At 71.9% G+C, this 20,924-nt stretch carries 18 protein-coding genes and 1 pseudogene; 9 read left to right on the top strand and 10 right to left on the bottom strand.

The window, feature by feature from the left end; all coding sequences use genetic code 11:
* Positions 1-41: 41 nt before the first annotated feature.
* The 4 genes from ACWGKQ_RS25640 to ACWGKQ_RS25625 all read left to right on the top strand — a co-directional run bounded on the left by ACWGKQ_RS25640 (position 42) and on the right by ACWGKQ_RS25625 (position 3,287).
* On the top strand, positions 42-761 hold the full coding sequence (locus tag ACWGKQ_RS25640; RefSeq protein WP_453294283.1) for an SDR family NAD(P)-dependent oxidoreductase: 720 nt from the start codon (positions 42-44) through the stop codon (positions 759-761).
* Between the two features lie 33 nt (positions 762-794).
* Positions 795-1,541, top strand: a complete 747-nt coding sequence (locus tag ACWGKQ_RS25635) for an SDR family NAD(P)-dependent oxidoreductase (protein ID WP_362571767.1) — start codon at positions 795-797, stop codon at positions 1,539-1,541.
* A 94-nt stretch (positions 1,542-1,635) separates the two neighbouring features.
* Positions 1,636-2,490 (top strand): alpha/beta fold hydrolase, encoded by an 855-nt coding sequence (locus ACWGKQ_RS25630; protein ID WP_453294282.1) that lies wholly within the window; start codon positions 1,636-1,638, stop codon positions 2,488-2,490.
* A gap of 191 nt (positions 2,491-2,681) precedes the next feature.
* Complete coding sequence (locus ACWGKQ_RS25625; protein WP_453294281.1) at positions 2,682-3,287, top strand: TetR/AcrR family transcriptional regulator; 606 nt, start codon at positions 2,682-2,684, stop codon at positions 3,285-3,287.
* 314 nt (positions 3,288-3,601) lie between these two features.
* Here the strand turns inward: ACWGKQ_RS25625 and ACWGKQ_RS25620 are convergent, their stop codons facing one another.
* The 6 genes and pseudogenes from ACWGKQ_RS25620 to ACWGKQ_RS25595 all read right to left on the bottom strand — a co-directional run bounded on the left by ACWGKQ_RS25620 (position 3,602) and on the right by ACWGKQ_RS25595 (position 8,867).
* Positions 3,602-4,399 carry a hypothetical protein gene (locus ACWGKQ_RS25620; RefSeq protein ID WP_453294280.1) on the bottom strand — a complete coding sequence of 266 codons (798 nt, stop codon included), beginning with the start codon at positions 4,397-4,399 and terminating at the stop codon, positions 3,602-3,604.
* A gap of 103 nt (positions 4,400-4,502) precedes the next feature.
* Positions 4,503-5,240, bottom strand: a complete 738-nt coding sequence (locus tag ACWGKQ_RS25615; RefSeq protein WP_453294353.1) for an aldo/keto reductase — start codon at positions 5,238-5,240, stop codon at positions 4,503-4,505.
* A gap of 40 nt (positions 5,241-5,280) precedes the next feature.
* Positions 5,281-5,904: pseudogene (locus ACWGKQ_RS25610) on the bottom strand (transposase); the annotation flags it as partial.
* Between the two features lie 79 nt (positions 5,905-5,983).
* On the bottom strand, positions 5,984-6,355 hold the full coding sequence (locus ACWGKQ_RS25605; RefSeq protein WP_453294279.1) for a VOC family protein: 372 nt from the start codon (positions 6,353-6,355) through the stop codon (positions 5,984-5,986).
* A 141-nt stretch (positions 6,356-6,496) separates the two neighbouring features.
* Entirely contained in the window at positions 6,497-8,128 is a 1,632-nt protein-coding gene (locus tag ACWGKQ_RS25600; protein ID WP_453294278.1) for a sensor histidine kinase, read from the bottom strand.
* Between the two features lie 10 nt (positions 8,129-8,138).
* Entirely contained in the window at positions 8,139-8,867 is a 729-nt protein-coding gene (locus ACWGKQ_RS25595) for a response regulator transcription factor (RefSeq protein ID WP_453294277.1), read from the bottom strand.
* 174 nt (positions 8,868-9,041) lie between these two features.
* Here ACWGKQ_RS25595 and ACWGKQ_RS25590 point away from each other — a divergent pair, with 174 nt between their 5' ends.
* Entirely contained in the window at positions 9,042-10,520 is a 1,479-nt protein-coding gene (locus ACWGKQ_RS25590; protein ID WP_453294276.1) for a DUF2079 domain-containing protein, read from the top strand.
* A 106-nt stretch (positions 10,521-10,626) separates the two neighbouring features.
* Here the strand turns inward: ACWGKQ_RS25590 and ACWGKQ_RS25585 are convergent, their stop codons facing one another.
* Positions 10,627-12,270, bottom strand: a complete 1,644-nt coding sequence (locus ACWGKQ_RS25585) for a peptidoglycan-binding protein (RefSeq protein ID WP_453294275.1) — start codon at positions 12,268-12,270, stop codon at positions 10,627-10,629.
* A 442-nt stretch (positions 12,271-12,712) separates the two neighbouring features.
* Here ACWGKQ_RS25585 and ACWGKQ_RS25580 point away from each other — a divergent pair, with 442 nt between their 5' ends.
* Positions 12,713-15,325 (top strand): bifunctional FO biosynthesis protein CofGH, encoded by a 2,613-nt coding sequence (locus ACWGKQ_RS25580; protein WP_453294274.1) that lies wholly within the window; start codon positions 12,713-12,715, stop codon positions 15,323-15,325.
* 110 nt (positions 15,326-15,435) lie between these two features.
* Positions 15,436-16,017, top strand: coding sequence for a hypothetical protein (locus tag ACWGKQ_RS25575; RefSeq protein WP_453294273.1), 582 nt, complete (start codon positions 15,436-15,438; stop codon positions 16,015-16,017).
* On the opposite strand, the gene ACWGKQ_RS25570 is transcribed toward ACWGKQ_RS25575, so the two are convergent.
* Both ACWGKQ_RS25570 and ACWGKQ_RS25565 read right to left on the bottom strand, forming a co-directional pair.
* On the bottom strand, positions 16,010-17,002 hold the full coding sequence (locus ACWGKQ_RS25570) for a hypothetical protein (protein WP_453294272.1): 993 nt from the start codon (positions 17,000-17,002) through the stop codon (positions 16,010-16,012). The genes ACWGKQ_RS25575 and ACWGKQ_RS25570 overlap by 8 nt on opposite strands.
* 172 nt (positions 17,003-17,174) lie before the next feature.
* Positions 17,175-17,624 carry a peptidase inhibitor family I36 protein gene (locus ACWGKQ_RS25565; protein WP_453294271.1) on the bottom strand — a complete coding sequence of 150 codons (450 nt, stop codon included), beginning with the start codon at positions 17,622-17,624 and terminating at the stop codon, positions 17,175-17,177.
* Between the two features lie 237 nt (positions 17,625-17,861).
* On the opposite strand from ACWGKQ_RS25565, the gene ACWGKQ_RS25560 reads away from it, so the two are divergent.
* The gene (locus ACWGKQ_RS25560) at positions 17,862-18,836 is read left to right on the top strand and encodes an ArsR/SmtB family transcription factor (RefSeq protein WP_453294270.1); all 975 of its coding nucleotides are present in this window, start codon (positions 17,862-17,864) and stop codon (positions 18,834-18,836) included.
* A 9-nt stretch (positions 18,837-18,845) separates the two neighbouring features.
* Here ACWGKQ_RS25560 and ACWGKQ_RS25555 read toward each other — a convergent pair whose 3' ends face one another.
* Positions 18,846-19,346: a DUF2165 domain-containing protein gene (locus tag ACWGKQ_RS25555; RefSeq protein ID WP_453294269.1), complete on the bottom strand. Its 501-nt coding sequence runs from the start codon at positions 19,344-19,346 to the stop codon at positions 18,846-18,848.
* A 133-nt stretch (positions 19,347-19,479) separates the two neighbouring features.
* Between ACWGKQ_RS25555 and ACWGKQ_RS25550 the strand changes: the two genes are divergently transcribed.
* Positions 19,480-20,907: an aminotransferase class V-fold PLP-dependent enzyme gene (locus ACWGKQ_RS25550; RefSeq protein ID WP_453294268.1), complete on the top strand. Its 1,428-nt coding sequence runs from the start codon at positions 19,480-19,482 to the stop codon at positions 20,905-20,907.
* The last annotated feature ends 17 nt before the right edge of the window (positions 20,908-20,924 follow it).

The raw sequence follows: 20,924 nt of genomic DNA, 5'->3' as shown, positions 1-20,924 counted from the left end.
GATCAGACAGACCAGTCTGGTCAATCGGAAGGAGGCGTGCCATGTCTGAGGTGCGCACAGCCCTGGTGACAGGCGCGACGTCCGGTATCGGCCGGGCGACTGCGGAGAAGCTCGCCCGGGACGGGTTCAAGGTCCTGGTGCACGGACGCGACGCCGGCCGCGGAGCCGCAGTGGTCAAGGGGATCGAGGGCCTCGGAGGCCGGGCCGAGTTCATCGCCGCCGACCTCACCGACGTCACCGCCGTCAAGCAGCTGGCAGAGGCGGCCAAGAACGTCGACGTCCTCGTCAACAACGCCGGGTTCTCCTGGTTCGGCCCTACCGCCGACCTGGAGCCCGACACCTACGACGCACTGTTCGACGCCAACGTGCGCAGCGCCTACTACCTCACGGCCGTCATCGCACCGGCGATGGCCGAGCGAGGCGAGGGCGTCGTCATCAACCTGGGCAGCATGGCCGGGCAGATCGGTCTTGCGGGTGGCGCCGCCTACAGCGCCACCAAGGCCGCGCTCACCTCGCTGACCCGGTCCTGGGCCGCCGAGTACAGCCCGCGGGGCGTGCGGGTCAACACCATCGCCCCCGGACCGGTCTACACCGGCGGCTCGTCCAGGGAGCGACTCACGGACCTGGGCAAGACCACGCTCCTGGCCCGCGCGGCGGAGGCCGAGGAGATCGCCGACGTCGTCGGCTTCCTCGCCTCACGCGCCGCCCGGTACATCACCGGCGCCGTCATCCCCGCCGACGGCGGACGCACTGCCGTCTGACCGCCACCACATCTACAGAATCCGAGCAGAGCAATGGATACCCCCGTCGTACTGATCACCGGTGCGCTGACCGGCATCGGCCGCGCCGCCGCCGTCGCCTTCGCCAAGCAGGGCGCGAACGTGGTCGTCACCGGACGCCGTGACGAGGCCGGCAAGGCCCTGGTCGAGGAACTGCGCGGGCTCGGCTCGTGGGCCGAGTTCATCAACGCCGACGTCCGTAACGAGGACGAGGTGCGTGCCATGGTCGACGAGACCGTCACCCGTTTCGGCCGTCTCGATGTCGCTGTGAACAACGCCGGTACCGAGGGCCGTCCCAGCCCGATCACCGACCAGAGTGCGCAGACGTACAACGCGACGTTCGACACGAACGTCCTCGGTGTGCTCCTGAGCATGAAGCACCAGGTCCGCGTCATGCAGGAACAGGGCAGCGGCAGCATCGTCAACATCTCCTCGACCTACGGGCACGAGGGCGCCGCCGGAGCCTCCGTCTACGTCGGCAGCAAGCACGCCGTCGAAGGCATCACCAAGTCGGTGGCCCTGGAGGTCGCCGCCTCGGGAATCCGCGTGAACGGCGTGGCCCCCGGCCCCACGGACACCGGCATGCTGACCCGCTTCACCGGCACACCGCAGAACAAGGCGGCCCTGGTGAGCGAGGTCCCGCTGGCCCGCCTCGGCCTCTCGGAGGAGGTCGCCGACGCGATCGTGTTCATCGCATCGGACCAGGCGTCGTTCATCACCGGCCACATCCTCAACGCCGACGGCGGCCACAGCGCCAACTGACCTGCACCGGGCACGCAGCTCGCCCGCGCGCCCGGACAGCCCACGTGCGGCTGCCACACCATCTCAAGACGCTGATTCAAGGAGAAGCGCCACCGTGACCGACCACACCCACGACACCGCCCCGACCCGGTTCATCGAGGCCGACGGCATCCGCTTCGCCTACCGCCGCTTCGGCAACGCGGCCGCCGGCCGGACGCCGGTCGTGTTCTTCCAGCACTTCATCGGCAACCTCGACGACCACGACCCGGCGATCAGCGACGGGCTCGCCGCCGACCGCGAAGTCATCCTGTTCAACAACACCGGGGTGGCCTCCACCAGCGGCGTCGTCCCGGACACCATCGAGCAGATGGCCACCGACGCGGGCAGCTTCATCGACGCCCTCGGGCTGACGAGCGTGGACCTGGTCGGCCACTCCATGGGCGGCCTCGTCGCCCAGCAGGTCGCCATCCAGCGCCCCGACCTGGCCCGCAAAATGGTCCTGGTGGGCACCGGCCCGCGCGGCGGCGTGGGCATCGGCGAGACACCGGCGCAGACCGCCGCACTGTTCACCGTCAAGCTGCCCCGGCAGGAAGACATGTGGCTGCCGGTCCTGTTCGCCCCGACCGAGACCAGCCAGCAGGCGGGCCGCGCATACGTCGAGAGGATCGTGGCCCGCAAGGACCGCGACGACTCCGCGTTCGGCGAGCAGGTCTACGCCGGCCAGGGCACCGCCATCCACACCTACGGCGCCACCAAGGACCCCGCGTACGCGGTCCTGAAGAACATCACGATCCCGGTCCTGGTGGTCAACGGCACCGACGACATCATCATCCCCACGATCAACTCCTACATCCTCCAGCAGTTCCTCCCCAACGCCGAGCTGATCCTCTACCCGGACGCCAACCACGGCGCCCACTTCCAGTACCCCGAGCGGTTCGTCGCCCACACCACGTTCTTCCTCGACCGCTGACCCACGAGCGGCCGACACAACCTGGCCACCGACGGGCAGCAAAACGGAGGTGGTCACCGCATCGCGGTGACCACCTCCGTTCGCAGATCGGGAAGACAGGTCGGTCTAACCTTGTTAGCCATGGCCAGCAGCCGAAGGAGCCCTGAGCGGAGCTGTAAACTGAACCACTAGTCTGAAAGAAGGAAAGCGTCATGCCCAGCAAGGTCAACGCCTCGAAACCGACCGTACGTGAGCGTCTCCTGGCCGCCGCCGACGAGCTGTTCTACCAGGAAGGTGTACAGAGCGTCGGCATCGAGCGCATCGTGCAGAAGGCAGGCGTTGCCAAGGCATCGCTCTACAACCTCTTCGGCAGCAAAGAACAACTGGTCGAGGCGTATCTCGACGCCCGCCACGCCGACACCCGCGAGCAGGTCGAACGCGCCCTGACCCGGTTCCGCACACCCCGCGAGCGGCTGCTGGGCGTCTTCGACGCACAGGGCCAGCTGTTCACCGAACCCGATTTCAACGGCTGCGCACACATGACGGCCAGCGCAGAAGCACTACCGGGCAGCCCCGTCGAAGACGCCACGGACCGGTACCGGCTCTGGGTAAGGGCGCTCTTCACAGACCTGGCCCGGCAGGCCGGCGCCACCGACCCCGAAGAACTGGCACGCCAACTGCACCTCCTGTACGACGGCGCCGGAGTATCGGCCCGCATGGACCGGGACCCCTCGGCAGCGACCACCGCCCGCGCAGCAGCTGCAGCACTGTTCGATGCGGCACCCAAGGACGGAACAGCGGCCATCCCCAGGCAGTAAGCAAAGGCGGTTCCCGAACCGAGAGCTGGGACCGTCGGAGGGAAATCGCCCGTCGCACGGCGTTCAGCGCGGGGTCCGACCGCCTTTGACGTCGTGCCCTGACCAACCCAGCAGTACGCCAACCAGCGCCGATAGACGCAGGTCGCCACCAGCCACCTCGGCTGCTTCGCCCTCGCGGCCGCCCTGCCTACGGTCTTCCGCGCTGCCGGGCATGCCCTGACCTGCCGTGGCCGGCGACAGCCAAGCCGCGGCCGCGCTCATTCGAAGGTGCTGAGGCGGCACACTGCCCGGACCGCACGCGGGGTATGGCGGACTCAGCGGCGGCGGAGTTCCTCAGCCCACTTGCGGAGCCGGGCTTCGAGGACCAGGTTGTCGCCGCGGGCCACGGTCTGGAGCAGCTGGGCGCACACGGTCGCTTCGGCGGCGAGTCCGGCCGGGCTGCCGAGCACAGGGAAGGCTGTGCGGACGCGGGCGGCGGTTTCCGGCTGGAGCAGCGTGTAGGCGTGGAGGGTGGCGGCGTCGAAGCCCTCTGGAGCGCGGCCCCAGCCCTCCCAGTCCAAAAGCCGCAGGGGCGAGGCGATGAGGTTCGCCCAGTGCACGTCGGAGTGGGCGGTGCTCCAACGGGCCACGGCGGGCGCCGGGATGCCGACGAACTCGGGGATGGCCCGCTCCATGTACTGCTGCCGTACGGCGACGCGGTCGGTGTCGACGGCCGCCACCTTCTCCAGTGTTCCGGCGAGGTCGTTCCACCAGGAGTCCGGCAGCTGGAGGTCGTGCTGGAGGATCGGGTCGTCGGACAGGACGGGCTGGTTGACGCGCACCGACAGTTCCGCCCGGTAGGCGGTGCCGTCGTCGACGGCGTCGTGGACGGCCAGGAGCGCGGGCCGGTGCCCGTCAAGGTCGCCGTAGGCGTGCTGTGCGTCAAGGGCGCCGTCCCACAACTTCCCCGAGGCTTTGTCCTCCGGTGCGGACACCAGCCGCAGCCACACGGGCGCGCCCGTAGCGGTGCGGGCCGGGGCACCCAGGGTGCGCCCTGCCCAGCCCCAGAACTCCGTCCCCGGCTCCACCTGGACGTCCAGGGCCTTCGCGGCGCGCGCGTGGTGGGCGCGCATGCGCCGTTCGGTGTCTGGGTCAGGGGGAGGCGAGTACATCGGTGATCTCCCGCAACTGGGCGACGGTCAGGGAGGGTTGAGCGACGGCGCCGGCCGCCTCCCTTCAGTGTGACGTACCGGAGGCGGCGAGAAGGACGTCCGTCACTCCTGGACATGACGCGACGGCCAGGACGCACGCCTGTGCGGGGGTCAGGCCAGGCCGGATGAGGTCGGCGAGCTCCTGGTCGACCATGCCAGGGAGCTCGCCGACGTGCAGCGGTGCGGAGGCCATGACCCGCAGTCCCGCGTCTGCGGCGGCCGGCAGCGGGCCCCGGCCGTGAAGGGCCTGCACGATCGGCGTCATCATCACCAGGCTGACGGGCATCTGGATGGCAACCAGGTGGTGCCGGCCACCCGCGGCCTCAGTGGCCAGGGCGAGCAGCTGCCCCACCGTGAACGCCTCTTCTTCCAGGCCTGCCCAGGTGGCGATGCCGTACCCGGCCACGTGCCCGACCGACACGGCCTGCTCCAGGACGACGAACGCGTCCCGCATCGCACGGTGCAGGGCGGGGCGATCGCCGGGGTGGGCGCGCTCCGGGTTGTGCAGCAGGACCAGGTCCAGCCGCTCGCGCCCGAGCTGGGCTCGGTTGCGGCCGGTCTGCCAGCGCACGTAGTCCGGGGCAAGGCTGTGCCCGGTCACCGCTTGGTCCTGGTTGAGGACACCGGCGTGCACGGCGTCGGCACCGGTGGCTGCGGTGAAGTAGCCGGCCTTCGTCGCGATCCGCAGGGACGGGTGGGCGGCCAGGGCCGGAGCCAGCAGGTCCTGGGCACGGCCGGTGGCGTAGTTGGGGGCGGTGTCGATCCACTGCGCGCCGGAGGCGGCCGCACGGACGGCCGCCTCCGGGATCGCCCTGCTTCCACTGGTCGGCGGCGGCGAGCCGTTCGACGACCTCGCGGAGCTGGACCGTGGTCACCGCGGCGACGTCGGCGCCGGGGGCCAGGCGGACCGCGTCCAGTACCGCCGTCCATGAGGTCCGGCCGGTTTCCAGCGCGACCACGACCGAGTAGGGCCAGCCCGGGATCATCTGGTGCTTTGCCCCTCCGCGCCGGTAGGTGTGGCAAAAGGCCCGGTCAGGGCAGGTGTTGGCGTCCGGCCGGAGCCATGGCGAGACGTCCGCGGCCAGCACGATCCGGCCGTCCGCCGCCCGCGGCAGCGGCACCGAGGCTAGTGCGCGGCGTAGCCGGGCCACATCCATCCGCCCCCGGTTGAGACCGCCGTAGAGAGCCCCGTGCCCGCGGCGGTGTTCCGGCGCGAGTGCCAGATCGACCAGCGTCCGCACCGGCCCGTCCGTGCACAGCAACGCGTCGCACAACTCGAACAGCGCGTCGCCCCGCCCGGTCAGGCACGCGTACAACTCCGTCCGGAAGCGTGACACTTCCGCGAACGCTTCCCCAGGAATGGCTTCAGGCAGGTGATTCACCCTCACGGCCTTCGTTCTGATCGGTGCACCTTGGTCGGAGCACATGATCAGGCGAAGGCCACCTCGGCGTCCGGAGAATGCCCAGGTCAGCTAGCCAGTTCGAGGCACATTTCGACGCCGGAGGTCAGGCTCCCTCGGGAGTGATCAGGCAGAAGGGATGGCCGACGGGATCCTTGTAGACGCGGTAACCGATCGGCTTGTCCGAACCATCCAACAGCGTCGCACCGAGGGCGAGCACTTGGGCCTCAGCCGTATCGAGGTTCGTGACCATCACGTCGATGTGCATTTGCTGAGGACGCGTGGAATCCGTCCACCGCGGCGCGCGAAAATCCTCCACGCGTTGGAAGGCGACCACCGGGGTGCCCGCCGCGTTCTGGAGCACGACGAAGTCGCCCGTGTCCGCCTGCCGTGAGAGCGACAGTAGCTTCTCGTAAAAGTCGGCGAGCTCATCTGGGTCGGGGCAATCGATGACAACGGTGTACAGGCGTCCGATCATCCGGCTCACTCTGCCACTGGCCCGCGAGCGGGCCAGTGGCAGAGGCCCAGCCCGAGGCTAAAGAACAAGCTGAGTGCCTGTGTCAGGTCCTTGCCTGACCAGGTGTGAGCCTGCGCGTTCGGTGGACGGCGGCGCGCTCCTTCATGGTCGCTGCGACCTGGCGGACCGCCCCCGACCCCTGAAGGGGCGGGGCCGTATCGGCATCGGGTCTCCCGCGGGCAGACGGAGGACGAAGCACGCCCCCGAACCCTTCGGCTGCACCGCCAGCACGAGCAGGCCGCCGTGCCGGGCCGCCAGGTCGCGGGCTATGGCGAGGCCGAGGCCGGTGCCGCCGTCCGTACGGGTGCGGGACTCGTCCAGGCGGGTGAACCGCTCAAATATCCGTTCGCTGTCGGCTTCCGCGACGCCGGCCCCGTCGTCGCGGACGGTGCACAGCACCGACCCGGGTGCGGCCGAGTCCCGGGCCACGGTCAGCAGCACGCGGCCGACGGCGTGCCGCAGGGCGTTGTCGAGCAGGTTCCGCAGGATCCGTTCGAGGTCACCGGGTGCCGCCAACACCGTCGTCGCGGCATCCGGCGCGGCGACCAGGAGATCCACCTGCGGGGAACCCCCGGCGCGCTCCGCGTACTCCTCCAAGAGCCGACCCGCCAGTGCCGCCAGGTCGACCCGTTCGGCGGGGGCCGGCGGGGCGCCCGCGTCCAGCCGGGCCAGCAGGAGCAGCTCCTCCGTCAGACCGCTCAGCCGCCGCGCCTGCCGGCCGGCCGCGGTCACCACGGCGGGCCAGTCGGCCCGGTCGGGGTAGGCGGTGGCCACCTCCAGCCCCGCGAGCAGGGTGGCGAGCGGGCTGCGCAGTTCGTGCGCGGCGTCCGCCACGAACCGGCGCTGTGCCGTGGCCGCCTCCTCCAGCCGCTGCAGGGTGGCGTTGATGGTCAGCGCCAGTTCCGCCACCTCGTCGGCGGTGTCGGGTACCTCCACCCGTTCGCGGGGGTCCGTCGCGGTCACCGAGGCGGTGCGCGCCCTGATCGCCTCGACCGGCCGCAGCGCCCGCCGCGTGGCCAGCCAGGCCACCCCGGCCACCAGCGCGGTCGCGAGGGGAACGGCCACGACGAGTTCCCGGTCGAGTTCGCCGACCGCCCGCTCGGCATCGTCCGGGACGATCAGGACGTACACCCGGACCCGGGCGCCGGCGGCCACCCCGCGCCCCTGCGTCTCGCCGGGCAGGTAGGAGGCGGGCACCGTCCCCTCGACGGTGGTCAGGGTCTGTCCGGACAGCGAGCGGGCCGCCGGCTCGGCCACGGTGGGGAACGTGAACCGGCGTCTGGTGTACAGGGGCAGGCTCCCGCCCCGGCCCGGGCCCGGGAGGAACGCGCGGTCGTCCTTCTCGTACGGCTCCAGCTCGGGACTGGACGCCAGGAGCAGGCCGTCGTCGGCGACGATTTCGTACGGCGCTCCCCAGGGGCCGCCGACGGATGAGTCGGCGGTTGCGCTGAGCAGGGTGTCGACCTGCTGCTGGGCCACCGACGAGGTGGCCCGCAGCCGCTCGTCGTACAGCTGATGCCGCATCAGCAGGGCCCCGGAGGTGAAGAGCACGGCCGCGGCGAAGGCGGCGGCCAGCGCCGAACGCGCCCGCACCGAGCGGGGGAGAAGGCGGGCGCGCCGCAGTCGGCGGAGCACGCCGGACGGGAACGCGGATACCAGGGCGCGGCGCCCTTTCGGATCCCGCCCTTTCGGATCACGGTCGTTCGGATCCCGGTCGTTCGGAACGTCAGTCACCGGAGTTCCGTCAGGCACCGTCCCACCGCCCGGCCGGGGGCTCCTGAACCGCGCCCTCCTCCGTCTCCCCGCGGTCGTCGACCAACCGGTAGCCCACCCCGCGCACCGTCAGGAGGGACTGCCGTCCGAAGGCCGTGTCGATCTTCCGGCGCAGGGCGCTGACCCGGACCTCGACCAGGTTGAGGTCCTCGGCCTCGTCCGGCCACGCGTGGTGCAGGATCTCCGACTTCGTGACCGCTTCGCCCGGCCGCCGCGCGAGCACCTCGGCGACTGCGAACTCCCGGGGTGTGAGCGGCACGGCGACGCCCGACCTGAGGCAGGTTCTGGCCGCCACGTCCAGGACCAGGTCGCCCACCGCCAGCAGCGGGGAGGCGGGTCCCCGCGCCCGGCGCATGAGTGCGCGCAGCCGCGCGACCAGGACCAGGTAGGTGAACGGCTTGGTGACGTAGTCGTCGGCGCCGGTGTCGAGGGCCTCGGCCTGGTCCCAGTCGCCGTCCTTCGCGGTGAGCACCAGCACGGGCGTGGTGATGCCCTCACGGCGCAGCTGGGCGCAGACCCGGTAGCCGTTGAGCAGCGGCAGCATCAGGTCGAGCACGACGGCCGCGTAGTCACCCGTGCGGGCCTTCCACAGGCCCTCGCGGCCGTCATGGGCCACGTCCACGCGATAGCCCTCGGCCGTCAGCCCGAGGCGTAGCGTCTCCGCCAGCTCGCGCTCGTCCTCCACCACCAGAATCCTCACCCCGCCAGCCTGGCACAGGCTTCCGGCGGCTTCCTGACCGCTTCGTCAGGTTCGGTCAGGGCCCGGTCAGCGGCTCCCCGGCACGGTGTCCGGGCCCCGGAAGGGTGCTCGCCGCGCCGGCTCACCCGCGCGGCGAGCGCCGCACCGGTGATCCGCCGGACGAAAGGCCTCCACATGCCGACCCGCCTGACCGCGCTCCTCTCCACGCCCCGCCCGTCCCGCCCGGCGTCCCGCGACGACGCGGCCGGGCCCGTCGCCGGAACGGCCCGGCCGGCGCGGGGCGCCCCCGGCTGGGCGACCGCGCTGTCGCTCGCCCTGGTGTGCTTCGTGACGTACACGGCGCTGTCCGTGCGGCTGCACCAGCGGATGCTGACCACCGGCTACGACCTGGGGATCTTCGAGCAGGCGGTACGGTCCTACGCGCACGGGCACCTGCCGGTGGCCGAGCTCAAGGGACCGGGGTTCCCGCTGCTCGGCGACCACTTCTCGCCCGTACTGGCCCTGCTGGCACCGCTGTACCGGGTCTGGCCGACGCCGGTGACCCTGCTGGTGGCGCAGGCCGCGTTGTTCGCGGTGGCGGTGATACCCCTGGCCAGGTGGGCCGAGGAGGTACGCGGCCGGCGGGCGGCGCTGGTGGTCGGTCTCGGCTACGGCGCCTCCTGGGGTGTCGCGCAGGCGGTCGGGTTCGACTTCCACGAGGTGTGCTTCGCGGTGCCGTTGCTGGCGTTCTCCCTGACGGCGGTGGGCCGTGGCAGGGCGCGGGCCGCGGCCCTGTGGGCGCTGCCGCTGCTGCTGGTCAAGGAGGACCTCGGGCTGACCGTCGCGGTCATAGGCCTGCTGATCGCGCGCACCGGCGAACGCGACGACCGCAGGACGGGGGGTGTCCTGTTCCTGGCCGGAGTGCTCGGGTCCTTCCTGGAGATGCTGGTCGTGATACCGGCGTTCAACCCCGGCGGCACGTTCGCCTACAGCTCCAGCGTGCCCGGCGCGGGGTCCGCCACGCCGGGCGCCGGCGAGTTGCTCCTCCACTACACGGTGGGGCTGGTCACCCCGGACACCAAGGCGCAGACGGTGCTGGCCCTGCTGTCCGTGACCGGGTTCCTGGCCGTGCGCTCCCCGCTCCTGCGGGCGGCCCTGCCGACGCTCCTGTGGCGCTTCGCGTCGGACAACCAGGCCTACTGGGGAACCGGCTACCACTACAGCGCGGTCCTGATGCCGGTGCTCTTCGCCGCCTTCGTCGACGCGCTGACCCGGCCCGGACCGGTGCGGTACGCGCTGGCGGCGAGCGCGGCCGTCACCGTGCTCATGCTGCCCGCGTTCCCGCTGTGGCAGCTGACGCAGCCCGCCACCTGGCACACCGACCCCCGGCTCGCGACCGCCCGGCGGCTGATGGACCGCATCCCGGACGGCGCCACCGTCGCCGCCTCCAACCGGCTGGTCCCGCAGCTCACCAACCGCGCCCAGGTCAGCGTGTTCGGCCTGGGGGGCAGCCGTCCCGACCCGGAGTGGATCATCGACGACAGCGCGCAGCCGATGGGCTGGCCGATCTCACCCGACGACGACCGCAGGCTGCTGTCCGAGGTCCGGAACAGCGGCCGCTACCGGACCGTCGCGGACCAGGACGGCTACGTTCTCCTGCGGCGGCGGCCCTGACAGAGCCGCAGGCCGGCGACGCCGTGGAACTCGTGGCACCTCCTACGTCCCTGCGCTTCCTCGGGGCCGGCTGCCGTGCCCGGCGGCCGGCCTCCGGGGCGGCCGGTCAGCGGACCCGGATGAACAGCACGTCGTAGCCGTCGTTCGTGCTGCGGCTCTTGACGTAGACGCCGTCCGAACCGCCGTTGGGGTTGCCGGTGTTGCCCTCGACGGTGGTGAAGCCGGAGCCGCCGCTCACCGTTCGCACGATGCCGATGTGCTCGTGTCCGCCGGTGTAGTCGTTGCCCCCGTTCCAGTCGAAGGCCACGATGTCGCCCGGCTGCGGGTTCGTCGTCACCGAGAGGTGGTAGTTGCCGGCCCGCGCCTGCTTGACCCAGCCCGAGACGTAGGTGTTGCGGTAGGAGCTGGCCCCGGTCTGCTTGGCCACCCAGCTCACGAAGGTCGCGCACCAGGCGTAGTTGCTGGTGGACAGCGACAGGCCCACGGCCGAGCCGTAGCTGTTCGCCCGGGCGCTGCCCTCGACCGTGCCGACCTCGGCCTCGGCCACGGCGAGGATGTTGCCGTACCCGCCGCCGGGCGGGGTGGTGGCAGGCGGGGTGACCGCGCCGTACAGGGCGGCCTTGGTGTTCGGGCCCACCTGGCCGTCGACCGACAGGCCCTTCTCGGCCTGGAAGTCCCGTACCGCGCTGTAGGTCAGCGGTCCGAAGTCGCCGTCGACGGCGAGATCGGCTCCGTGGTGGTTGAGCAGGCTCTGCAACTCGGTGACGCAGCCGCTCTTCTGGCCCTGCACGATGTTGCCCGGGCACGAGGCGGAGTTCAGGTTGACCGGCGCCGGTGCGCCGCTGCCGCCGCCGGTGCTGATGTTCGCGTACAGGGCGGCCTTGGTGTTGGGGCCGACCTGTCCGTCGACGGAGAGGCCCGCCGCCGACTGGAACGACCGCACGGCGGCCAGCGTGGCCGGGCCGAACTGGCCGTCCACGTCGAGCTGTTGGCCCTTGCCGTTGAGCAGGGCCTGCAGCGTCGCGACGCAGCCGCCGCTGTCTCCCTCCACGATGTTCGACGGGCAGGACGCCGAGCGCAGGTCCATGGCGGTGGACGGCGACTCGTCGGTGTCGTAGAGCTCCCGCTTGGTGTTCGTGCCGACCTGGCCGTCGACCGTCAGTCCGTTGGAGGACTGGAAGGACCGGACCGCGCTGTAGGTCGCCGGTCCGAAATCGCCGTCCAGGTCGATCGAGTAGCCGAAGTGGCGGAGCAGCCGCTGCAGTTCGGTGACGCAGCCGCCCTTGTCGCCCTGGACGATGTTCGCCGGGCACGACGAGGAGTTGAGGTTGACCGGCGAGGGTGCCGATCCCCCGGTCGCGTACAGCTTGGCCTTGGTCTGGGGGCCCACCCTGCCGTCCACGGCGATCGCGGTGGCGGACTGGTACTGGCGCACCGCGTAGAGCGTGTTCGCCCCGAAACTGCCGTCCACCGTCAGGCCGGCGCCGTGGGCGTTGAGCAGGTTCTGCAACTCCGTGACGCAGCCGCTCACCTGGCCCTGCACGATCTCGGCGGGGCAGGACGAGGAGGTCAGCCTGATCGCCGCGGGCGCCGCCGACGCCGGAGCGGCACCGAGCAGCGTGCCCGCCGAGAGGAGCGCGGCCGTGGCGGCGAAGACGCCGGCTCTGACTCTCCAGCCGGGTCTCGCGGTCATGGAGCCGCGTTGCCGGGTGGACGCCTTGCCGGTGGGAGCACGATACGGAGTTCTCATGACGGCGGAACCTCTCCTTCGCTGGATCCGCGGAGTGCGGAGTGCGAGAACAAGGGCAAGTGCGGACTGCGGTTCGGGCGGGTCGGACCGGTGGCCCCGACGGGCTTGCCGGGCCCGGCCGGCCGGCGCACCGCGAGCGAGGCGGACGCTACGGACGGCGGCCCGCCCCGGGAAGGAGAATCGGCGGCCGCGGGAGACCGGGACGCCGTTGCCGCACCGACCTGCGACGCTCCGGCGGCTCTGGGACGTCCGTGGGACGCGCGCCACGGTGCGCGGAGCTGCGCGGTCCACGAAGAACGTGATCCGCGCGCCGACCGACCGGCCGGACGCCCCCGCACCCGCCCCCTCCGCGCCGGCCGGCCGGCCGGAGGCCCCCGCCCGCTCCCCGCATCGCATGCCCCGGCCCCACTGAACCCACGGAGCCCCTACGTATGCTCGAAGAATGACGACTTCCGCGACCTCCGGAACCGGCCCCACCGACCGCCCCGGCGGTACCGGCCCCACCGAGAACTCCATGCGTCGCGCCCTCAAACGCGCCCGGGACGGCGTCGCCCTCGACGTCTCCGAGGCCGCCGTGCTGCTTCAGGCGCGCGGCGCCGCCCTGGACGACCTCGCCGCGTCCGCCGCCCGGGTCCGCGACGCCGGTCTGGCAGAGGCCGGCCGGCCCGGTGTCATCACGTACTCGAAGAGCGTCTTCATCCCTCTCACCCGCCTGTGCCGCGACAAGTGCCACTACTGCACGTTCGTCACCGTCCCCGGCAAGCTCCGCCGGGCCGGGCACGGGATGTTCATGTCCCCCGACGAGGTCCTCGACGTCGCCCGCAAGGGTGCGGCCCTCGGCTGCAAGGAAGCCCTGATCACCCTCGGCGACAAGCCGGAGGACCGCTGGCCGGAGGCGCGCGAGTGGCTGGACGCGCACGGTTACGACGACACGATCGCCTATGTCCGGGCCGTCTCCATCCGGATCCTGGAGGAGACCGGCCTGCTGCCGCACCTCAACCCCGGTGTGATGTCCTGGACCGACTTCCAGCGGCTGAAGCCGGTCGCCCCGTCGATGGGCATGATGCTGGAGACGACCGCCACCCGGCTGTGGTCCGAGCCCGGCGGCCCCCACCACGGCTCCCCGGACAAGGAACCCGCCGTGCGGCTGCGGGTCCTTGAGGACGCCGGGCGCTCCTCCGTCCCGTTCACCTCCGGGATCCTGATCGGCATCGGCGAGACGTACGAGGAACGTGCCGAGTCCCTGTTCGCGCTGCGGCGCGTGGCCCGGTCGTACCACGGCGTCCAGGAGCTGATCATCCAGAACTTCCGCGCCAAGCCGGACACGGCGATGCGCGGCATGCCGGACGCCGAACTGGACGAGCTGGTGGCGGCCGTGGCCGTGGCGCGGCTGGTCATGGGGCCGGCCGGCAACATCCAGGCGCCGCCCAACCTGGTCGCAGGCGAGTACGAGCGCCTGATCGCGGCCGGTATCGACGACTGGGGCGGGGTGTCGCCGCTCACCATCGACCATGTCAACCCCGAGCGGCCCTGGCCGCAGATCGAGGAGCTGGCGGAGAAGTCGGCGGCGGCCGGCTTCGAGCTGCGGGAACGTCTCTGCGTGTACCCGGAGTTCGTCCGCCGCGGCGAACCCTGGCTGGACCCGCGGCTGCGCCCGCACGTGGCCGCGCTGGCGGATCCCGAGACGGGCCTCGCGGTGCCGGACGCGGTGGTCGAGGGGCACCCCTGGCAGGAGCCGGAGGAGGTCTTCGTCGCCTCCGGCCGCACGGATCTGCACGCCGCCATCGACACCGAGGGCCGTACGACCGACCGGCGCGACGACTTCGACGAGGTGTACGGCGACTGGGGCGCGCTGCGGGAGGCGGCCGCCCCCGGGATGGCGCCGGAGCGCATCGACACGGACGTCCGCGCGGCCCTGGCGACCGCGGCCGACGATCCCACGAGGCTGACGGACGCCGAGGCCCTCGCGCTGTTCCACGCGGACGGCCCGGCCCTTGACGCGCTGACCGGGATCGCCGACGACGTCCGGAAGTCGGCCGTCGGCGACGACGTCACCTACATCGTCACCCGCAACATCAACTTCACCAACGTCTGCTACACCGGATGCCGTTTCTGCGCCTTCGCGCAGCGGCGTACCGACGCGGACGCCTACACGCTCTCCCTGGACCAGGTCGCCGACCGGGCCCAGCAGGCCTGGGACGTCGGCGCGGTCGAGGTCTGCATGCAGGGCGGCATCCACCCCGACCTGCCCGGCACGGCGTACTTCGACATCGCGAAGGCGGTCAAGGAACGCGTCCCCGGCATGCACGTGCACGCCTTCTCGCCGATGGAGGTGGTGAACGGCGCGACCCGCACCGGCATGTCGATCCGGGAGTGGCTCACGGCGGCGAAGGAGGCGGGTCTCGACACCGTCCCCGGCACGGCGGCGGAGATCCTGGACGACGAGGTGCGGTGGGTGCTGACCAAGGGCAAGCTGCCCGCGGCCACCTGGATCGAGGTGATCACCACCGCCCACGAGGTGGGCATCCGCTCCTCCTCCACCATGATGTACGGCCATGTCGACCAGCCCCGCCACTGGCTGGGCCACCTGCGCACGCTGGCCGGCATCCAGCAGCGGACCGGCGGTTTCACGGAGTTCGTGACGCTGCCCTTCATCCACACCAACGCACCCGTCTACCTGGCCGGCATCTCCCGTCCGGGTCCGACGATGCGCGACAACCGGGCGGTGACGGCGATGGCCCGGCTCCTCCTGCACCCCTACATCCCGAACATCCAGACGAGCTGGGTGAAACTGGGCGCGGAGGGCGCTGCGGAGATGCTCCGCTCGGGCGCCAACGACCTGGGCGGCACCCTGATGGAGGAGACGATCTCGCGGATGGCGGGGTCGTCGTACGGCTCGTACAAGTCGGTCCGGGACCTGATCGCGGTGGCCGAGGCGGCGGGCCGTCCGGCGCGGCCCCGTACGACGCTGTACGGCGAGGTGCCTCAGGAACGGCAGCGGGCGGCGGAGGCCTCCGACGGGCACCTGCCGGAGCTGCTGCCGGTGCTGGACTGAGCCATGGACTGAGCCGTGACTGAGCCGTCGGGCGGGCGGGCAGCGCACAGTACGATGATCCGACCCCTGTGCGAACAGTCGGGGGCTCATAGCGGAGGAGATGCGTACCCGTGGCTGCCCGACTGCTGCCCTCCTGGGTCTGGGTCTCCGGCCTGACGGCCGGGGCGACGGTCGCCGTCGTCCTCCTGGCCGTCCAGGCCGACAAGGGGCCGCATCCCACGGCCGCGGCGGTCCGCCCGTCGGCGAGTGCGTCGGCGGGTGCCTCGGCGGGCGCCCACCCCTCCGCGTCATCGGCCCCGGCGGAGGCCCCCGCCGTACCGGCGGCCTCCGGCACCGGCCGCCGGATCGTCTACTCGCTCGGCGCCAAGCGGGTGTGGACGGTCGACGCGAGCGACAAGGCGACCCGCACCTTCGCGGTGTGGCCGGGGACGGTCAGCCCCGACCCCGGCACCTACACGATCTCCAAGACCCTGGCGTCCACGACCGGTTCGGACGGCGTCCAGATCGAGCACATCCTCTACTTCGCCGCGAAGTCGGGGCTGTCGATCGCCTTCTCCAACGCGGTCGACGGCTCCTCCCCGGCGCCCGCCGCCGGCAAGCAGACCAGCGGCATCCGGATGCCCAAGGCGGACGGCGCGGCACTGTGGACCTTCGGCACCGAGCCGGACACCAGGGTGACGGTGGTCAAGTAGACCGGACGACCCGCCGCGCGGTCGCCGTCGCCCGCTGCCAGTCCTGCGCCAGCTCGGCCATGGCGGTCTTCTGCCGCGCGGTCAGCAGGGAACCGGCCAGGCGCTTCCTGATCGTCACGACCTCGGTGGGGATCCGCAGCCGCAGCGCGCAGGTGCCGTCCGCCACCGCGGTCGCGATCTCCCGCTTCCGCAGCGCCGTGGTGGCGCCGGACCGCGCGTACGCCGCCTTGAAGCGGGCCTGGGCGTCGGTCGGCAGCGCGTAGTGGTAGCCCTTGGCCGCCATGCACGTGCTCCACTTCCGCATCAGGGCCAGGTAGGCGGCGTCGCGCTGGACCGGGCGGGTCAGCGTGGCGTTCAGGTTCTGGGGGATGAGCGCCAGCTCCGCGTAGGTGGTCAGGCTGCCGTACAGACGCTTGCGGCTGTCCGCCTCGCAGCCCTTCACCGAGAACTCCAGGGTGCCTTCCGGCATGCGGAACGTGCGCAGGTCGGACGTGGCGCCGCGCAGGGCCGTCATGTAGGCGGCCGCCTCGGCGGTGGGCAGGCGCCGGACGTACGCGTCGTTCGCCGAGGCCGCGTTCGAGGATCCGTTCGAAGTGCCGGTCGGCGTCGGCTTTCCGGTGGCGGCCGCGTACTGCGCGTACAGCCCGTAGCCCTGGGCGCGCCGCCGCGGGAGGTCCACCTGGGCGCTCGGGGTGGTCGCGGACGCCGCTGCGGAGTCGACGACCACGTAGCGGAGTCCCTTGGCCGTCATGCAGGAGGCGATGAGCCGGGACTCGGCGCGGGTCAGTGACTTCTCGGCGGCCGGGTAGGTTCCGGAATAGGTCAGCAGGTCGAGCCCGACCGGTGTGATCGCGGTGGTCCGGGCGGCGTGCGGTGCCGGGGCGGGGCTCGCGCAACCCGTGAGGGCGAGAGCGGCCGCTGCGGCGCAGGCGAGGAGGCCGCCGGTTTTGGGCGTACGGACGAGGGGTGTGCAGGCCTTCGGCATCGTGGAGGTGCTCCTGCGACTGAAACGGCGGTTGGGGCTGCGGCTGGGGCGGCGACTGGGGCTGCGGCTCGGGCTGCGGCTCGGGCTGCGGCTCGGACGCGAGGTGCCCGGAGCGGGCGGCCGGGGGCGGAACCCCGGCCGCCCGCGGGGGGTCACCGGGGCCGGGGCGCGGTCAGGGCGCCACCCACGAGTTGGACGAGATGACGTCGTTCCAGGCCGCGCTGAGGTCGCCGCCCACACCCCTGTCGATCACGCCCGAACTGCCCGAGTAACCGGCGTCGGTGTACACCACGGCGTTGTCGTTCACGCCGTCGTTGTAGATCGACGAGGCGCAGTCGTTCCACGTCCCGGTCTGGCAGGTGGAGTGGGAGAAGGCGGTCCAGTTGGTGTTGGAGCCGGACAGCTTGCCCGGCCCGTCGTTGTAGCCGCTGTTGACCCAGAAGCACAGGTAACCGGCCGAGCAGCCGGAGGGGACGGCCGCGGGCGTGGCGACCTGGGCGGAGAGGGCCGACGACGCGGAGCCGGCGATGACAGAGCTCGTGGACGAGTCGGCGGCAGCGGTGCCGACCGCGGTGCCGAGCAGCAGGACGACGCCGGCCGCGACGGCTGACATTCTCTTCATGTTGTCGCTCCCTGAACGGTGACTGAGCAGGGTGAATGGCATGGACGGGATTCACGGTGTCAGAGGCGTCCACCGGTGGCCATGATGTGCAGCGTGGCCTTAAAGACGCAGGTCAACAGGGGGGAATCGGTTACTCCAGAAGTTTTTCGGGTTTCGTGGTGTTCAGCGGCGGACGGGGCTGGTCATCCTGGGACGAACAGGCCCCGGACCAGGGCCCGTGGGGGTGGGGGGACCGCCATGCTCCGCATTCATTTCACGGACGCCGACCTTGCCCGGACCCGCGTGATCCACGAGCCGGATCCGCTGTGGGAGGTCGGGCAGAGTCTGCACCGCTTCCAGACCCGGCAGGGCCGCTGGGCGTACGCGCACTGGTACCGGGGCACGTGCCGGCGCTTACAGGAGAGCGGACAGCAGCGGGTCCTGCGGGAGATGCTGCTGCCGCTCTTCCACCGGGGCCCCTACTACCCCGACTTCCTCAATCCGGCCGAGGCGTCCGAGGGCCTGGAGGCCGGTCTGGAGGCCGTGCTTGCCACCCCGCCCCGCCGGGTGCTGGCCGAGTTGCTGACCCTCGCCGGGATCTCGGGCGCCCCGCCCTGGGTGCCGGAACTGGTCCGCCCGGACGGCCGCCGTGAGCTGGTCCGGGCGCTGCGGGACTACCACGACACGGCGATCGCCCCGTACGGCGAGGAGATACAGGCGCGCATCGACGCGGACCGGGTCATCCGGTGCCGGGCGCTGCTGGACGGCGGCGTCGAGGCCCTGCTCGACGGCCTGGGACCGGACATCCGCTGGCGGCGACCGGTCCTGTACGTCGGCCACCCCACCGTCGACCGGGACCTCCGGCTCGGCGGGCGGGGCCTGAAGCTCGTACCGTCGTACTTCTGCTGGCAGACCCCGGTCCCGATCGCCGACCCCGCCATGGATCCGGTCCTCGTCTACCCGCTGCACCAGCAGCCGAGCCCCGTCCGGGGCGCCGGCGCCTCGCTGACCTCGCTGCTCGGCCGTACCCGGGCCACCGTGCTGCGCGCGGCCGCCGCCGGCGCGACCACCGGCGAACTCGCCCGGGTCGCCGGGGTCTCCGCGTCCTCGATCAGCCAGCACACCACCGTGCTGCGCGACGCGGGCCTGATCACCAGCCAGCGGCAGGCCGCGAGCGTCCTGCACACCCTGACCCCGCTCGGCGCGTCCATGCTCCGCGCCAACGTGGGCTGAGCGCCGGGTTCAGTCCGTGGCCGACCGGTCCGAGAGCTGTACGACGATGAGCGCGAGCCCCGTGAGCACCAGCACTCTGGTCGCGGCATCCAGCCCGTTCCAGGTCTTGGACTGCCACATGGAGAACCACTCGCCGCCGATCCCGATGAACCCGGCGCCGAAGAGCAGCACGAGCATCAGCAGGCCGTAGGTGGAGACGCGCCGCGCGCGCACGTCGTCACGGCGCACCCAGAGCCAGGTCCCGGCGATCAGCACGAGCGCGGCCAGCGTCTCCCACACGATGATGGCGACATAGGCGGTGTTCTCGAGTCCCTTGTCGGTGACGGCCCGCCACATCAGGTCGTCGTCCTTGAACGTGGTGTCCATGGCCAGCACATGCTGGACGAAGGCCTGGTTGGTGCCGAAGTCGGTGATGTTCCCGAAGGCGACGAGGGCGATGTAGAGAGCGACCGTGCCGGTGAGAACGGCGGCGGCGAGCGGAAGCGCACGAGGCGCGTGGGAGGTGGACATGCCACCGTCCTTCCCCGGCCCGGCCAACTGCACCCCCCTGTTCGGCAGTTGCCGGGCCGTCCGACGTCGTGGCGCGGTCGCGATCCGCTCGCACGCGGATACCTTTGTCGAAGTTTCATGCGAGGGGGTTCTCATGGATACGGCGGACGCCACCGGATGCATACGCGACGGGGGAGCGGAAGGACCCGACGGCTTCGCGGAGTTGCGGACGCGCGAGTTCGGCTACCTCGACGAGGGCGGACACACCTACCTCGACCACACCGGCGCCGGGCTTCCGCCGCGCTCCCTCGTCATGGGCAGCGCCCGCCGGATCACCGGCGGCCTGTTCGGCAACCCGCACTCCGAGAGTCCGGCCTCCCGTGCCTCCGGACTCCTGCTGGACGAGGCCCGGCAGGCGGTGCTCCGGCACTTCAACGCCGACCCCGGCGAATACGCCGTCATCTTCACCCCCAACGCGACCGGCGCCCTGCGCCTGGTCGGTGAGGCGTACCCGTTCACCCGCGACAGCAGGCTCGTGATGTCGCTCGACAACCACAACTCGGTCAACGGCCTCCGGGAGTACGCGCGGGCCCGGGGCGCCGCGACCGTGTACGTACCGGGCCTGCACATCGACGAGAAGCGGCTGCTCGCCGCCCTGTCCCAACCCGGCCCGCGACCGGGCGCCGGCGGCCTGCTCGCCTACCCGGCGCAGAGCAACTTCACCGGCGTCCAGCACTCGCTGGACTGGATCGCCACCGCCCGGGCACACGGCTACGACACCCTGCTCGACGCGGCGGCCTTCGCTCCGACCAACGTCCTGGACCTGGGCCGCCACCACCCGGACTTCACCGCAGTCAGCTGGTACAAGGTCTTCGGGCACCCCACCGGCATCGGCAGCCTGATCGCCCGCCGCGAGGCCCTCGCCAAGCTGCGCCGCCCCTGGTTCTCGGGCGGCACCATCTACGCCGTCAGCGCCCAGGCCCAGTGGCACGTCCTCGCCGCCGACGAGGCCGCCTTCGAGGACGGCACCGTCAACTTCCTGTCCCTGCCGGACGTGACCGCAGGACTCGCCTGGATCGACGGCATCGGCATGCACCGCATCCACGCCCACGTCACCGCCCTCACCGGCCGACTGCTCGCCGGACTACGGGAGTTGCGGCACAGCGACGGCTCCCCGCTGGTCCGGGTGTACGGCCCCGACCGGGCCGACGCGGCCCGCGGCGGCACGGTCGCGCTGAACGTGCTCGGCGCGGACGGCCGGATCGTCGACGAACGCGTCGTCACCCGCGACAGCGCCGCCCACGGGATATCCCTGCGCACCGGCTGCTTCTGCAATCCGGGCGCCGGCGAGGAGGCGTTCGACCTGCCGCTGACCCTGCTGCGCTCGGCGGCCGACCGGCAGGTCGGCTCCCTGGACGAGTACCTGGAGCTGCTGGGGCTGCCGTCGGCGGGCGCCGTCCGGGTCTCCCTGGGCCTGTCGTCCCAGCCCGAGGACATCGAGACGTTCCTGACGTTCGTGACGCGGACCTACCGGGACCGGGTGCCGACGGCAACCGGGCTGGCCGCACGGGAGAGCTGCTGAGCCTCCTTGTGACCGCG

Source organism: Streptomyces sp. NPDC054770 (assembly GCF_053611985.1).
Note: the sequence above shows the minus strand (reverse complement) of the source record. Positions and strands in the feature narration are given on the sequence as shown.

What these genes read in the sequence shown, in the direction of transcription:
- ACWGKQ_RS25565 (WP_453294271.1), bottom strand. Translation starts at nt 17,624, where the DNA reads ATGAAGAGAATGTCAGCCGTCGCGGCCGGCGTCGTCCTGCTGCTCGGC.
- ACWGKQ_RS25605 (WP_453294279.1), bottom strand. Translation starts at nt 6,355, where the DNA reads ATGATCGGACGCCTGTACACCGTTGTCATCGATTGCCCCGACCCAGAT.
- ACWGKQ_RS25560 (WP_453294270.1), top strand. Translation starts at nt 17,862, where the DNA reads ATGCTCCGCATTCATTTCACGGACGCCGACCTTGCCCGGACCCGCGTG.
- ACWGKQ_RS25635 (WP_362571767.1), top strand. Translation starts at nt 795, where the DNA reads ATGGATACCCCCGTCGTACTGATCACCGGTGCGCTGACCGGCATCGGC.
- ACWGKQ_RS25550 (WP_453294268.1), top strand. Translation starts at nt 19,480, where the DNA reads ATGGATACGGCGGACGCCACCGGATGCATACGCGACGGGGGAGCGGAA.
- ACWGKQ_RS25620 (WP_453294280.1), bottom strand. Translation starts at nt 4,399, where the DNA reads ATGCGCGCCCACCACGCGCGCGCCGCGAAGGCCCTGGACGTCCAGGTG.
- ACWGKQ_RS25585 (WP_453294275.1), bottom strand. Translation starts at nt 12,270, where the DNA reads ATGAGAACTCCGTATCGTGCTCCCACCGGCAAGGCGTCCACCCGGCAA.
- ACWGKQ_RS25625 (WP_453294281.1), top strand. Translation starts at nt 2,682, where the DNA reads ATGCCCAGCAAGGTCAACGCCTCGAAACCGACCGTACGTGAGCGTCTC.
- ACWGKQ_RS25570 (WP_453294272.1), bottom strand. Translation starts at nt 17,002, where the DNA reads ATGCCGAAGGCCTGCACACCCCTCGTCCGTACGCCCAAAACCGGCGGC.
- ACWGKQ_RS25555 (WP_453294269.1), bottom strand. Translation starts at nt 19,346, where the DNA reads ATGTCCACCTCCCACGCGCCTCGTGCGCTTCCGCTCGCCGCCGCCGTT.
- ACWGKQ_RS25580 (WP_453294274.1), top strand. Translation starts at nt 12,713, where the DNA reads ATGACGACTTCCGCGACCTCCGGAACCGGCCCCACCGACCGCCCCGGC.
- ACWGKQ_RS25590 (WP_453294276.1), top strand. Translation starts at nt 9,042, where the DNA reads ATGCCGACCCGCCTGACCGCGCTCCTCTCCACGCCCCGCCCGTCCCGC.
- ACWGKQ_RS25640 (WP_453294283.1), top strand. Translation starts at nt 42, where the DNA reads ATGTCTGAGGTGCGCACAGCCCTGGTGACAGGCGCGACGTCCGGTATC.